Below are 13,474 nucleotides of genomic sequence, written 5' to 3'. Positions count from 1 at the left end.
CAGGAGGTCCACCATGACACTCTCCACGTTCTCGAGGCGCGGCACCGAAGCGATGCTCGCGTTGATGGCGACGGCCGTCGCGGCCTATGCCTTCATCGCGTATGGCTTGCAGCCGGCCGGCGCGTCGGTCGGCGAGGCGATGCAGCAGGTGTACCGCCTGAACCCGATCGTCATCCACACCCATGCGTTCGCGGCCGGCCTCGCGCTGCTGCTCGGGCCGTGGCAGTTCTCGACCCGCCTGCGCACACGGCGCCCCCGGCTGCACCGCTGGATCGGCCGCACCTACCTCCTGGCCGGCATCGTGGTGGGCGGGGTGTCGGGGCTCTTGCTGTCGCGCATCGCACAAGGCGGCTGGGTCGCGCAACTCGGCTTCGCCAGCCTGGCCGTGGTGTGGCTCTACACCGGATGGCGCGGCTACCGGGCCATCCGCCAGGGCGAGCGGGCGCAGCACCGGCGCTGGATGCTGCGCAACCATGCGCTCACGCTGGCGGCGGTGAGCCTGCGCATCTACATCCCGCTGTTCCTGGCCAGCGGCGTGCCGTTCGAGCAGGCCTACCCGGTGATCGCCTGGCTCTGCTGGGTGCCGCACCTGGTCGTCGCACAGTGGTGGCTCAACCGGGGCCGCACGTCGGTGGCAGAAGCGCTTCCTACAATGGCCCGATGACCTCCGATGCCGCTTCGCCCCTGGTTCGCCTCATCCGCCAGGCGGTGGTGCGCGAAGGCGGCTCTCTGCCGTTCGACCGCTTCATGGCGATGGCGCTCTACGCGCCGGGCCTTGGCTACTACGCGCACGGCAGCCGCAAGTTCGGCCTCCTGCCGCAGTCGGGCAGCGACTTCGTCACCGCGCCCGAACTCTCGCCACTCTTCGGCCGTGCGCTGGCGAAGCAGGTGGCGCAGGCGCTCATCGCCTGCGGCAGCAGCGACCTGTGGGAGTTCGGCGCCGGCTCGGGGGCGCTCGCCGAGCAGCTTTTGGGCGAGCTGGGCGAGCGGGTCGGCCGCTACACCATCGTCGATCTCTCGGGCAGCCTGCGCGAGCGCCAGCGCGAGCGGCTGGCCCGTTTCGGCGAGACGGTGCAATGGGCCGACGCGCTGCCGGCTTCGTTCAGCGGCGTGGTGGTGGGCAACGAGGTGCTCGATGCGATGCCGGTGCAGCTGCTGCATTTCGACGGGGCGCAGTGGCAGGAGCGGTGCGTCGCGGTCGAGGGAGAGCGGTTCGTCTGGGCCGACCGGCTGACGGCGCTGCGCCCGCCGCACGAGGGCCCGTATCTCCCCGGCACCGTCACCGAGGTCCACCCGCAGGCTGAAGCCTTCATCGCGACGCTTGCCGACCGCCTGCAACGTGGCGCCATCTTCCTCATCGACTACGGCTTCCCCGAGGCCGAGTACTACCACCCGCAGCGCCACGGCGGCACGCTGATGTGCCACCGCGCGCACCAGGCCGATACCGACCCGCTCGCCGACGTGGGCGAGAAAGACATCACCGCCCACGTCAACTTCACCGGCATCGCCCTGGCCGCGCAGGACGCCGGCCTCGAGGTGCTGGGCTACACCTCGCAGGCGCGCTTCCTGCTCAACTGCGGGCTCATGGATCTGCTGCAGGGCGCCGACATCCCCACCGTCGCCCATGCGCAGAAGCTGCTGCACGAGCACGAGATGGGCGAGCTCTTCAAGGTGATCGCTTTCGCACGCGGCTGCGATGCCGCGTTCATGCAGGCCCCGCTCGGTTTCGCCGAGGGTGACCGGACGCACCGCCTGTGATCCGCTGGCTGCTCCTCATCTTCTTCGCGCTGCTGATCTTCCAGGGCCTGCACCGCTGGCTGGAGAAGATCGGCCTCGGCCGGCTCCCGGGCGACTTCCGCTTCAAGCTCTTCGGGCGCGACTTCTTCCTGCCCGTCACCAGCAGCGTGCTGCTGAGCCTGGTGGCAGCCGGCCTGGCCCGGCTGATCTGACCCACCGGCCCTCGGGGCCAATGGCTCCTTTGGGCGATGTGGCCCGCGCGCTCGCTCGCGACACTGCCGGGCATCCCAGAGGAGCTTTCGCCATGCCCCGCACCCTTCGCATCGTTTCGGTCGCCGCGCTCGCGGCCCTCTTCGCCGTCACCGGCGCCCGCGCCGCCGACGCGCCGCCGTCCATCGCCTCGCTCTTCCAGCGTGTGCCCGACCTGCCGGCCACCGCCGAGGAGGCCGCCACCTGGGTCGACAAGACCGGGCGGCTCGTCCACCCCGGCCTCCTGGCGCTGAAGGCCGACATCGCCGCGCACCAGCGCGCGATGGAGCAGGTGCTGCTCGCCACCGCGCAAGACGGCCAGGCGCAGGGTGCGGTGGTGGCCGACAACCTGGACAAGGGGCTGGCCAGCGTCGGCATCGACATGGCCCGCATGCAGCGCGACCCGGCCTACGCGAAAGAAGTGCAGGACCGCATGCGCCAGATGTCGCCGCAGGAGCTGATGGCGATGTCGCAGAAGATGAATGCGCCGCTCAATGCCGACCCCCGCTTCACCAACCAGGCGCAGGCGATGGTCGACGACACGCCCGTGGTGCGCGCCGCCGCCGAGGCCGGCCGGGCCTACACCGAGGCCCAGCCCGCGCGCTTGCAGTCGCACCAGAAACTCTGGCGCGAGGCCGACGACGCCGCGGCCAAGGTGCGCCGCAAGCCCCTGCAGGTGGCCGTGGCCAAACCGAAGATGGAATGGGAAAACATCGGCTGCGACGCCGGCTGCCGCGCCGCCTGGGACGCCTACGCCACTGCCATGCTGCCCCTCATGATCGCCCGCGACACCGAGGCCCTGCGCGTTCACCGCGCGACCCTCCAACGCCACCGCGCTGCCGTGGCCGACGGTCTCAAGACGGCCGACAAGCACCTCGTCGCCTCGCAATACGGCGCCGCCTCGCGCAGCCAGGCCCACCGCGGCTGGATCGCTGGCTACGACGGCGCGGCCCTGGGCGAGATCAGCTTCCTCATCGAGCGCATCACCGACAGCGTGAAGTCCGCCGCCGTGGTGGCCCACTGCGGCAAGCAGAGCGTGCTGGCGCCCGGGGCCGTCTGCCGCTGATCAAGGGGCGTGCCGAGCGTGGATTCCTACCGCCACCCTCTCACGGAGCGCCGCTATATTGCGCGCCGGGAGAGGATTTCATGCGTTCACGTTCGTACCTTCGCGGCCTGTTGCCGGGCGCCGCGGCTGTGTTTCTGCTGGTGTCGGGGGCGGCCGTCCAGGCCCAGTCGCTGGTTCGCTGCACCGACGGTGGCCGGGCCTACTACTCCGACAAGCCTTGCCCGGGCCAGGGCAGTACCCGCATCACCACCTTCGGGCCCGAGCCCGCGCGGCCCGACTACTCCCGGCATTCAGGCTCGTCATCGCGCCTGCAGAAGGCACTGGAACACCTGACCCGCATGAGCGCCGAATGCGCCTCGCTCAACGACGCGATGCGCACCGCGGGCGCCCGCGGCGTGGGCTACGACACCCAGCGCGAGTTGCACGAGGAATACCGCCGCAAGTGCAGCGAAGAGGAAAGCGAAGCCCACCGGCAGGCGCGCGAAGACGAACGCCGTCGCCGCCTCGAAGCGCGCGACCAGCGTGTGGCCCAGCAGCAGGAGCGCGCCCAGGCCAGCATGACGCTGGAGCAGTGCCGCGAGATGGGGCGCATCGTGGCCGAGCGCAAGAAGCGCTTCGACAGCATGACGGCGGGCGAGAAGGGCGACTTCGAGCGCTTTCAAGCCAACTTCGGCGAGCGCTGCCGGGGACTCTGAGCGCTCAGCCGGCGAGTGCCGCCGCCACCGCCGCCTGCCGTGCGTTGCGGATCGCGTCGCCGATGGCCGGTCCTTTCCAGCCGCGCGCGAGCGCGTCGGCCGACACCGCCGCCGTGTCCACCGCCAACGCCGCATCGAGCGCCCGCTGCAGGCGCGCTCGCTGTGGGTAGGGCGCGTTTTCCAAGCCCGTGCGGCCCCGTGCGTCGCATTCGCAGGCGAGCAGCAGCTCGGCAAACCGTTGGGGGCGCCGCCACGCGTCGCAGCGCTCCAGCAGGCGCATCACCGCGGCGGCGTTGAGCTCGCCGCTGCGGTGCACGTTGCCGTGCTCGCGGGCCACGGTCACCGCGAGTTCGCGGCAGTCGGTGGGCACGCGCAGGCGCTCGCACACCGCTTCGACGAGCTTCACGCTGCGCGCTTCGTGTGCGATGTGGCGCGGCAGTTCGTCGGCGCGCGTGGTGCCCTTGCCCAGGTCGTGGCCCAGGCAGGCGAAGCGCACGGTGAGCGGCGCGTTGAGCTGCGCCGCCATGTCGAGCACCAGCATCAGGTGCACGCCGGTGTCGACCTCGGGGTGGTGCGCCTCGGGTTGCGGCACGCCCCACAGGCGGTCGACCTCGGGCAGCAGCCTGGCGAGCGCGCCGCAGCTGCGCAGCACTTCGAACATGCGCGAAGGCTTGTGCTCCATCAGCCCGCGCGAGAGCTCCTGCCACACACGCTCGGGCACGAGCGCGTCGACCTCGCCGGCGTCCACCATCTGCCGCATCAACGCGGTGGTCTCGTCGGCCACGCTGAAGTCGGCGAAGCGCGCGGCGAAACGCGCCAGCCGCAGGATGCGCACCGGGTCTTCGGCGAACGCCGCCGACACGTGGCGCAACACCTTGGCCTCGAGGTCGCGCTGGCCGTGGTACGGGTCGACGAGCGTGCCGTCAACGTCCCGCGCCATCGCGTTGATGGTGAGGTCGCGCCGCATCAGGTCTTCTTCGAGCGTGACGCCCGGGTCGGCGTGGACGGTGAAGCCGCGATAGCCCGGCGCCGACTTCCGCTCGGTGCGCGCAAGCGCCACTTCTTCTTTCGTCTGCGGGTGCAGGAAGACCGGGAAGTCCTTGCCGACCGGCGTATAGCCCGCGGCCACCATCTCCTCGGGCGTGGCGCCGACGGCGACCCAGTCGTGGTCGTTCACCGGCAGCCCGAGCAGGGCATCGCGCACCGCGCCGCCGACCATGTAGGTTTTCATGGCCGGCAGTGTAGGTTCGCAGCCCTCGCTATCGGGAGGCGCGGTAGTCCTCGTTGCCCTCGAGGAAGTCGTGCTCGGCCAGGGCGTCTTTCGTCCAGGCAGCCACGCTCTTGAGCGCCTGCACGCGATCGATGTAGGCCTGCACCACCGGCGGCACGGGCAGACCGTAGGTGACGATGCGCTTGACCACCGGCGCGTAGAAGGCGTCGGCGATGCTGAAGGTGCCGAAGAGCATCGGCCCGCCCGAGGAGGCGAGCAGGTCGCTCCACATCTGCACGATGCGGTCGAGGTCGGCACGGGTCTGCGGCTGTTCGGCCAGCACCCGCGGGCCCACGTGCTGCAGCTGCGCTTCGATGTTCATGCCGAAGTGCGTGCGCAGGGCGCTGAAGCCGGAGTGCATCTCGGCGACCACGCTGCGCGCGCGGGCGCGGGTCTTGGCATCCGCCGGCCAGAGCTTCTTCTCGGGGAATTTCTCGTGCAGGTATTCGGCGATGGCCAGCGAGTCCCAGATGGCGAGCCCGTCGTCCACCAGCACGGGCACGCGGCCGGCGGGGTTGATGTTGACGATCTCTTTCTTGAAGGCCGAATCGGCGGCGGTGTAGTCCAGGCGCATCCGCTTTTCTTCGAAGGGGATGCCGGCTTCCGTCATCAGCACCCAGGGGCGCATGGACCACGACGAGTAGTTCTTGTTGCCGATGATGAGTTGCAGTGCCATGGGCGTCCTTGGGGTCGTGTCGAAGGGGGCCCGACATGCTAGGGCAGCCGCGCAGGCCCGTCGATGACAACGCCGCATGGCCGTGATGCCGCCGCGTCATCGGCGGCGGCGCCGGGCGGTTCAGCCGCGTCGGGCCTCGCGCCGCCAGCCGTCGAGGCGGGCCGGCTCGCCGCGGCGCGACAGCACCTGCGGCATCACCGCTTCGAGCGCCGTCGGGCGGATGCCCAGCGCCTCCAGGGTCGGCAGCCGGCCGGTGGCGACGTTGGGCACGGCCATCGAGTCGAGGTTGTCGCGCGACATCAGGGGCTCGCCGGGCAGGAGTTCCAGCAGGCCGGCCTGCAGCCGCCCGAGCGCCGCGGGCAGCGGCAGCACGGGCCGCGGGTGGCCCGCCCAGGCGCCGGCCCGCTGCACCAGCTCCTTCAGGCTGTAGGTCTTGGGGCCGACCGCTTCGTAGGTGGCGCCGATGGTTTGCGGCGAGTGCAGCACCCGCACGATGGCCTGGGCCACGTCGTTGACCCACACCGGCTGGAAGCGCGCGTCGGCGCACGCCAGCGGCATCAGCGGGAAGAGCGCCTGCAGCCGTGCGAAGAGGTTGAGGAAGCGGTCGTCGGCACCGAAGATCACCGAGGGGCGCAGCACCGTGAGGTCGAGGTTGGTGGCCGCGCGCAGCACCGCCTCGCCCTCGGCCTTGCTGCGCTGGTAGCGCGACGGCGCATCGGTGGCCGCACCCAGCGAACTCACGTGCACCACGCGGCGCACGCCGGCGATCGCGCAGGCACGCGCCAGCCGGCGCGGCAGCTCCACGTGCACCTGGCGGAAGGCGGCCTCGCTGCCGTGCAGGGTGGCGATGAGGTTGACCACCGCGTACTTGCCGCGCAGCAGCCGCACGAGTTCGGGCTCGTCGAAGCTTTTGGCCGGCAGCAGCTCCAGGCCGGGCAGCATGCCGAGCGCCTTGGCATGTGCCGGGCGGCGGCTCGGCACGGTGATGCGGGCGGCGCCGTCGCCGTCGTGGATGAGTTGCTCGCACAGCGTGCGGCCGACAAAGCCGCTGCCGCCCAGCACCAGCACCGGCTTCAAGGCAAATCTCCGTTGCTGGACGGGGCCGCGGCCAGGCGTGGCCCGACCATGCGGCCCAGGCGGGCCTTGAGCGATGGGGCATGCGCCGACGCGACCTGGCCGCTGGGTGTGTTGAGCAGGGCCGAGTAGAAGATGGCGTTCGAGAGCACCTTCTTCACGTAGTCGCGCGTCTCGTTGAAGGGCACGTTCTCGGCCCAGATGGCCGCTTCGAGCACCGGGCCTTCGCGCCAGCGGCGCGGGCGACTCGGGCCGGCGTTGTAGGCCGCGGCGGCGAGCAGCTCCGAGCCCTCGAAGTCTTCGAGCACCAGGCGCAGGTACTGCGTGCCGAGCTTCAGGTTGGTGTCGCGGTCGGTGATCATGTCTTGCGTGAAGGGCACGCCGATCTTCTTGGCCGTCCAGCGGGCGGTGGCCGGCATGATCTGCATCAGGCCCGAGGCGCCGACGCCGGAGCGTGCGTCCATGACGAAGCGCGACTCCTGGCGGATGAGGCCGTACACGTAGGCCGGGTCGAGGCCGATCTCACGCGCGCGCGCCTGCACCTCGCGCCGGAAGGGCGTGGGGAAACGCTGCGCGAGGTGGATCTCGCCGCGTGTGCGGTCGCTGGTGTTGATGCAGCGGTCCCACACCTCGCGGTCGCAGGCGAGCTGCGCCGCGGCGAGCAGGGCGCGGTCGTCCATGCCGCGCAGGGTGAAGTTCCACTCGCGCACGCCTTCGTTGCGCAGGCCGATGGCGATGAGCTGCAGCGCGCGCTGCAGGCCGGGCTCGCGTGCCGCGGCCTGGCGTTCGGCGTCGGTGAGGGGCAGGGGCGGCTCGGGCAGGGTGATCGGGCGGCCCAGGTCTTCGGAGGCGAGCGCGCCGTAGAAGCTCAACTGGCCGGCAATCGTGTCGAGCATCTCCTGCGCCTGTGAACTCATCGCCTGCGGATCGCTCGAGTCCTTGGCCATCGCCTGCAGGGCGCGCGCCTTCCAGTAGACCCAGGCCTGCTCGCGCTGCTCGCTGGTGCCCATGGCGTTGATGGCCTGCACCACCTGCTGCCAGCGTGGCTTGCCGCCATTGGCACGCAGTGCGGCGCGGGCCTTCCAGGCGAGCGTCTCGTCGGCCCAGTCGATCTCGACCGCGGCCTTGCCGGCCAGCAGCGCGGCGCGCTGGTAGTGGTCGGAGGCATCGGGCAAAAGCTTGATCGCCGCCTGCTTGGCCACGGCCGCCCAGGCCCAGGCGCCGAGTTCGGGCGGCAGCAGCGCTTCCCACTTGCCGCGCAGCGCGGCGGCGGCGGCATCGGGGTCGTTCGCGGCCCACCGCATCAGGGCGAGCGTGACCAGCTCGCGCTCGGTGCGGCTGCGCGGGCTCGCGCTGTGGAGGTAGCGCTCGGGCTTGTCGAGCAGCGTGCCGGCGTCGTCGCCCGCCTTCTGGCCGATGAGGGCGGCGGCCTGACGCACCGCGCGCGGCTTGTTGGCATCGACCGCGAGGCGCGCACGGCGCCACACCTCGTCGTCCTTCAGCTGCTTGGCTTCATAGAGCGTGCTGGCGAGCAGGTTGCAGCCGTCGTCGCCTTCGCGCTGCGCAAACCAGGCGGCACGGCCGGCCTGGCGCACGTCCTTGCCCTCGAAATGGTCGGCCAGCAGGGCGTAGCAGATGACCTCGCGGTCGTCGTTCATGCGGAAACGCGGGTAGTCGGCGGCGAGCGCCTTCCACTCGCGGCGGCGGCCGAGTTCGAGCAGCCAGTCGTTGCGCAGCCGGTCTTCGACGTAGGTGCCGCTCCAGCGGCGGTAGAACGATTCGACCTCGTCGATCGACGCGGCGTAGAGGCGGCTGTTGAGCTGCCAGTAGTCGGCCCACATCGCGAGCGGGTGGCGCTCGAGCACCGCCGCACTGCGCATCTGGGCGAGCTTCACGCTGTCGCGTTTGCCGAAGGCGTCGCGAGCGGCGACGATCGCGTCGTTGCCGGTCTGCGCCAGCGCCCCGGCCGGGCCCATGAGGGCCAGGCCCAGGCCCGCGACCATCAGGCGCGTGGCCCGCAAGCCAGGCTCCAATACTGCTTTCAACACTTCTACCGCCACGTCCGGCCGCCCTTCATCGTGTCTGCTTCCACCCGACTCACCCGCCCCGCGCTGCGTGCGCAGCTGCTGGCTGCCCGTGAACGATTCGCCGCATCGGCAGAAGTTTCAGCGGCCACCGAGGCCATTGCGCGGGAGTTGAGGCAGGTCATCGACCGCCTGGAGCCCGAGTGCCTGGGCCTGTACTGGGCGATGCGATCGGAATTTAACGCAGCAAGCCTCTGGATCGACGACAAGGGCGACACCACCTTCCCGCTGGCGTTGCCTTTTGCACGGCGCGAGGCTCGGCAGATGCACTACCGCCTGTGGGACGGCCAGGCGCCACGCCTGAAAGACGAGTGCGGCATCGCCACCAGCGATGGCGCCGAGGTGGTGCCCGACGTGGTGCTCGTGCCCTGCGTGGGCTTCACGGCAAGCGGCTACCGCCTCGGCTACGGCGGCGGCTATTTCGACCGCTGGCTGGCGGCGCATCCGCACGTGACGGCGGTGGGCGTGGCGTGGTCGGTGGGGCTCGTCGCCGATGCCGACTTCACGCCCGAGCCGCACGACCAGCCGCTCGCGTGCGTCGTCACCGAGCGAGGCGTCGCCTAACGCTCGCCCAGCGCGGCCCGCGTCTGCGCGGCGCGCTGCTCCACCCAGCGGCAGAACTCGTCGACCTCCTGGCGCGCGCGCGCTTGCGGCGTGGTGATGAGCCAGTAGGTCTGCGGGGTGGCCACGCGGCCCTTGGGACCGAAGGGCTCGACCAGGTCGCCGCGTTGCAGCTGTTCGGCCACGAGCCCGAGCCGCGCGAGCGCCACACCCTGGCCGGCCATTGCCGCCTGGATGTGCTGGTAGGTGTAGTTGAGGTAGAGCCAGCGCCGCGGCACCACCTTGGCCGCCCCCTGCTGCGCCAGCCAGTAGCGCCAGCTCAGGAATTCGGCGGTGGGGCGCGGGTCGTCCTCCTCGGTCACGGTGTAGTGCGCGAGGTCTTCGGGCTTGGACAGCGGCGGCGAGGCGCCCTGGCGGATCTGCTCGGCGAGCCAGGGGCTGATCACCGGCGTGATCACCTCGCCGAAGAGGCGCTGCGCGTCGCCGGGGGCGTTGTGGCGGCCGGTGTAGCGCAGGATCAGGTCGAACTCGGGGTCGAGCGGGTTGGCGAGCTGGTCGGTCGCCTGCACGCGGATGTCGATCTCGGGGTGCTCGCGCTGGAAGGCTTCCATCTGCGGGATCAGCCACATCGAGGCGAACGAGGCGAAGGTGTTCACGCTGACCACGCGGCGGCCCTGCGCCTGGCGGATCTGCTGCACGGCCCCGTCGATGCGCGTGAGGCTGGGCGCGAGTGCGCGCAGGAAGATCGCGCCGTCGCTCGTCAGCTCGACCTTGCGGGTGCCGCGGGTGAACAGCGTCGCCCCCAGGTCTTCTTCCAGCGACTGGATCTGCCGGCTCACCGCCGACTGGGTGAGGCTCAGCTCATCGGCGGCGGCACGAAAGCTCAGGTGCCGGGCCACGGCCTCGAAGGTGCGGATGGGGCCCACGGCGAGTGGGCGGCGGCGCAGGTTATTCATGATCTAAACGCATCAATGGCTTGTGCCCATATCATTGGACCGGGGTGCCGGAGCTGCCTATTCTCCAGCTATCGAATCGCAAGGAGCCACATCATGAGCCAAGCAACGATGACAATTTCGCAACAGTCCGGGCCTGCCGAGTGGGCCATGCCCGCCGGCGAGGCCCTGCGCCTGGACATCGGCCCGGGCGCCCGCGAGCTGCGCGTCACGCAGGGCCGCCTGTGGCTCACCCGCGATGGCGCAGCCGACGAGCCGGCCGAAGACCTGTGGCTGGCGGCCGGCGACAGCATCGCACTCGACTCGGGCAGCGAGTGGGTGATCGAAGGCTGGGGCGAGACGAGCTTCCAGCTCCTCGTGCCGCCGCGGGCCTGCCCCACCTTCGCGAAGCGGCTCAGCGCTTCCGCGCGATCGTCTTCTTCGCTGGGGCGGCTGTCGTTCTGGCGGCCGGAGCCGGCGCTGGGCTGAGCTTCGTCTTCCGGGCGGCGGCCTTGGCGGGTGCCGCCTTCCTGGCCGCCGGCTTCTTCGAGTTCAGCGCCTTGAGCGCCGCCTGCACCGCCATGCGCGCCCAGGGCTGCATCAGCACCGGCGATTCCAGCGCGTCGTCGGGTGCCGACCAGAAGCCGAGCACCACGCGCTTGCCGTCTTTCGTGTCGAAATCGAAGGGTTCGCAGCCGGCCGCTTCGAAGCGGGGCCGGGAATCGTCGTCCACCTTCAGGTAAAGCCGCTCCGCGGCGGCGATGCCGATGAAGAGGTCGTCGACGTAGAAGCCGTGGCCGCCGAACATGCGGCGCGAGCGCGCCGGCCCGAGCGGGCTCAGCAACTCCAGGCAGTGGGCGGCGAATTCGTTCGAGGAGGCCATGCGGGGCAGTGTGCCCAAAGGCTCGCGCTGCGTCAGCCGCTCTTGCCGGCTCCTGACAGGCCGCTCGCCAGCGGGAAGCGCACCACCACCCGCAGCCCATGCGGCTTCACCGATTGCAGCGCGACGTGGCCATGGCTGCGCTCCACGATCTCCTTCACGATCGCCAGGCCCAAGCCGCAGCCGTTGCCCTCGTGCGTGGCACGCACGAAGCGCTGGAAGATGCGCTCGTGTTCGCTCTCGGGCACGCCGGGGCCGGTGTCTTCCACCGTCAGCACGGCGTCATGCCCTTGCGCCTGCGCGCTCACGGTCACGCTCGCGCCGCGGCCGGCGTAGCGGATGGCGTTGTCGACGAGGTTCACCAGTGCCTCGCGGATCAGCATCGCGTTGCCCGTCACCGGCAGCGGCGTCTCGCCGTCTTCGCTGCCGAGGTCGATGCCGGCGGCGAGCGCACGCGGCACCTGCTCGGCGGCCACCTCGCGCGCCAGGCGCTGCAGGTCGAAGCGGGTGCGCGATTGCGCGGCGGCCGCCTCGGGCTCGGCGCGGGCGAGCGCGAGCAGCTGGCTCACCAGGTGCGCGCTGCGCGTGGCGCTCTCGTGCACGAGCTTCAGGCGTGCGCGCAGCTCGGGGTCGGTGGCGACGGTGGTGCTCGCCAGCGCGAGTTCGGTCTGGCTCTTCAGGCCCGCGAGCGGCGTGCGCAGCTGGTGCGCTGCATCGCTGATGAAACGGTTCTGCGCGTGCACGCTTTCGCGCACTTCGGCCAGCAGGGTGTTGAGCGCGAGCGCAAGGCTCTTCACTTCTTCGGGTGCGGCTTCGAGCTTGATCGGGGCAAGGTCGTTGGTGGCGCGGGCCTCCACCAGACTGCGCAGCCGCGCCAGCGGCGCGAGGCCGCCACGGATGCCGCCCCACACGATCACCGACATCAGCACGATCAGCAGCGACAGGGGCAGGGCGGTGTCGATCAGGATCTGCCGCGCCAGCTCTTCGCGGCTGGTGCGGCTTTTCGCCACCTGCACCAGCAGCGTCTGCGGCTTGCCCGGCTCGCCGTAGGCGAGGTAGAGCGCAACGACGCGCACGGCGATGTCGCGCCCCCCCTCGGCGCTGGGCGTGCCGACGCGCGCGCCGGTCTTGTCGTTGTGGCGGTCGTGCAGCGTGCCGTCGTAGAGGTAGGGCTGGTTGAGCTGCGGGTTGGGAATGCCGGTGGGCGCCGGCATCTGGCTGTTGCCGAGGATGAACTCGCCCGGTGGCGAACTCACCTTGTAGTAGAGGCGGTCGTCGGGGTCGGCCTCGATCACGTCTTGTGCGGCACGCGGGAAGTCGATGTAGAGGCCGCTGCCGCTCGGCTTCACCTGCCGCGCGAGCGCGCGTGAGGCGGTGGACAGGCTCGCATCGATGGCCTGGTTGGCATAACGCTCGGCAAGCTTGTAGGTGAAGATGGCCGCGGCCATCCACAGCACGAGCTGCGGCAGCAGCAGCCACAACAGCAGGTGGCGGTGCAGCGAGCGGGTGCCCGGGGTGAACCAGGCTTTCCAGCGTGTCACTTAAGTCTCGGTTTCGAGCAGGTAGCCCAGGCCGCGCACCGTGCGGATCGACACCTTCGAGCCTTCGAGCTTGCGCCGTAGCCGGTGGATGTAGACCTCGATGGCGCCGGGCGTCTGCTCGCTGGTGTCGCCCGTCCAGCCTTGCACGATCTGCTCCTTCGTGACGACCTTGTCGCGCTGCGTGAGCAGGAGGTCGAGCAGCGTCCACTCGCGCGGCGAGAGGTCGAGCGGGGTCTTGTCGATGCTCGCGCGGCGGGCTTCGCGGTCGAAGCGCAGCAGGCCGGCCTGTTGAGGCACGGCGGCGGCCGTCGCCCCGTGGGCACGGCGCAGCAGCGCGCGGATGCGCGCTTCGAGCTCGGGGAAGTCGAAGGGTTTGGTGAGGTAGTCGTCGGCACCGGCGTTCAGCCCGGCCACGCGCTGCTCCATGCCATCCCAGGCGGTGAGCACCATCATTGGCAGGGCCGGCTTGGCGGCGCGCACCTTCTTCAGCACGGTGAGGCCGTCGACCAGTGGCAGGCCGAGGTCGAGCACGCCGAGGTCGAAGTCGTGCTTGAGCAGCAGGTACTCGGCGACGGCGCCGTTCTCGGCCACCTCGACCTCGAAGCCGCAGCCCTTGAGGTTGGCGGTGAGGGCATCAGCGAGGATGGTGTCGTCTTCGGCGAGCAGGAGCTTCATCGGGCGGTCGTGGTCGATCGCCCGGGATGGTAAA

General features: G+C 70.7%; 15 protein-coding genes. 7 read left to right on the top strand and 8 right to left on the bottom strand.

The genetic code is table 11. The features are described from left to right. Positions 1-13: 13 nt before the first annotated feature. The 5 genes from RXV79_RS23290 (at position 14) to RXV79_RS23270 (ending at position 3,747) form a co-directional block, all read left to right on the top strand. Positions 14-664 carry a DUF2306 domain-containing protein gene (locus RXV79_RS23290; protein ID WP_316700474.1) on the top strand — a complete coding sequence of 217 codons (651 nt, stop codon included), beginning with the start codon at positions 14-16 and terminating at the stop codon, positions 662-664. After that, positions 661-1,758 carry a class I SAM-dependent methyltransferase gene (locus RXV79_RS23285; RefSeq protein WP_316700473.1) on the top strand — a complete coding sequence of 366 codons (1,098 nt, stop codon included), beginning with the start codon at positions 661-663 and terminating at the stop codon, positions 1,756-1,758. Before RXV79_RS23290 ends, RXV79_RS23285 begins: the two co-directional genes overlap by 4 nt. Beyond that, the gene (locus tag RXV79_RS23280) at positions 1,755-1,949 is read left to right on the top strand and encodes a DUF2905 domain-containing protein (RefSeq protein WP_316700472.1); all 195 of its coding nucleotides are present in this window, start codon (positions 1,755-1,757) and stop codon (positions 1,947-1,949) included. The genes RXV79_RS23285 and RXV79_RS23280 overlap by 4 nt, the downstream gene beginning before the upstream one ends. Positions 1,950-2,041: 92 nt before the next feature. Beyond that, positions 2,042-3,052, top strand: a complete 1,011-nt coding sequence (locus tag RXV79_RS23275; protein WP_316700471.1) for a hypothetical protein — start codon at positions 2,042-2,044, stop codon at positions 3,050-3,052. A gap of 80 nt (positions 3,053-3,132) precedes the next feature. Further along, positions 3,133-3,747: a hypothetical protein gene (locus RXV79_RS23270; protein WP_316700470.1), complete on the top strand. Its 615-nt coding sequence runs from the start codon at positions 3,133-3,135 to the stop codon at positions 3,745-3,747. A gap of 4 nt (positions 3,748-3,751) precedes the next feature. Here RXV79_RS23270 and RXV79_RS23265 read toward each other — a convergent pair whose 3' ends face one another. From RXV79_RS23265 to RXV79_RS23250, 4 genes are all read right to left on the bottom strand, one after another. Beyond that, positions 3,752-4,978, bottom strand: a complete 1,227-nt coding sequence (locus tag RXV79_RS23265) for a multifunctional CCA addition/repair protein (protein WP_316700469.1) — start codon at positions 4,976-4,978, stop codon at positions 3,752-3,754. A 28-nt stretch (positions 4,979-5,006) separates the two neighbouring features. Then, entirely contained in the window at positions 5,007-5,693 is a 687-nt protein-coding gene (locus RXV79_RS23260; RefSeq protein ID WP_316700468.1) for a glutathione S-transferase family protein, read from the bottom strand. Between the two features lie 120 nt (positions 5,694-5,813). Continuing rightward, positions 5,814-6,770 (bottom strand): complex I NDUFA9 subunit family protein, encoded by a 957-nt coding sequence (locus RXV79_RS23255; protein ID WP_413816641.1) that lies wholly within the window; start codon positions 6,768-6,770, stop codon positions 5,814-5,816. Then, complete coding sequence (locus tag RXV79_RS23250) at positions 6,767-8,770, bottom strand: lytic transglycosylase domain-containing protein (protein WP_413816709.1); 2,004 nt, start codon at positions 8,768-8,770, stop codon at positions 6,767-6,769. The genes RXV79_RS23255 and RXV79_RS23250 overlap by 4 nt, the downstream gene beginning before the upstream one ends. A gap of 75 nt (positions 8,771-8,845) precedes the next feature. Here RXV79_RS23250 and RXV79_RS23245 point away from each other — a divergent pair, with 75 nt between their 5' ends. Beyond that, positions 8,846-9,415 carry a 5-formyltetrahydrofolate cyclo-ligase gene (locus RXV79_RS23245; RefSeq protein WP_316700466.1) on the top strand — a complete coding sequence of 190 codons (570 nt, stop codon included), beginning with the start codon at positions 8,846-8,848 and terminating at the stop codon, positions 9,413-9,415. On the opposite strand, the gene RXV79_RS23240 is transcribed toward RXV79_RS23245, so the two are convergent. Continuing rightward, positions 9,412-10,368 (bottom strand): LysR family transcriptional regulator, encoded by a 957-nt coding sequence (locus RXV79_RS23240; RefSeq protein WP_316700465.1) that lies wholly within the window; start codon positions 10,366-10,368, stop codon positions 9,412-9,414. The genes RXV79_RS23245 and RXV79_RS23240 overlap by 4 nt on opposite strands. A gap of 93 nt (positions 10,369-10,461) precedes the next feature. Here RXV79_RS23240 and RXV79_RS23235 point away from each other — a divergent pair, with 93 nt between their 5' ends. After that, on the top strand, positions 10,462-10,833 hold the full coding sequence (locus RXV79_RS23235) for a DUF2917 domain-containing protein (protein ID WP_316700464.1): 372 nt from the start codon (positions 10,462-10,464) through the stop codon (positions 10,831-10,833). On the opposite strand, the gene RXV79_RS23230 is transcribed toward RXV79_RS23235, so the two are convergent. Genes RXV79_RS23230 through RXV79_RS23220 form a run of 3 tightly spaced genes read right to left on the bottom strand, consistent with a single transcriptional unit; the run spans position 10,760 to position 13,440 of the window. After that, on the bottom strand, positions 10,760-11,227 hold the full coding sequence (locus tag RXV79_RS23230) for a TfoX/Sxy family protein (RefSeq protein ID WP_316700463.1): 468 nt from the start codon (positions 11,225-11,227) through the stop codon (positions 10,760-10,762). The genes RXV79_RS23235 and RXV79_RS23230 overlap by 74 nt on opposite strands. Before the next feature lie 32 nt (positions 11,228-11,259). Further along, complete coding sequence (locus RXV79_RS23225) at positions 11,260-12,765, bottom strand: sensor histidine kinase (protein ID WP_316700462.1); 1,506 nt, start codon at positions 12,763-12,765, stop codon at positions 11,260-11,262. Next, complete coding sequence (locus RXV79_RS23220; RefSeq protein WP_316700461.1) at positions 12,766-13,440, bottom strand: response regulator transcription factor; 675 nt, start codon at positions 13,438-13,440, stop codon at positions 12,766-12,768. Between the last annotated feature and the right edge of the window lie 34 nt (positions 13,441-13,474).

It is taken from the genome of Piscinibacter gummiphilus (assembly GCF_032681285.1).
GTDB lineage: Bacteria > Pseudomonadota > Gammaproteobacteria > Burkholderiales > Burkholderiaceae_C > Rhizobacter > Rhizobacter gummiphilus_A.
This window is presented reverse-complemented; position numbering and strand designations above follow the sequence as displayed.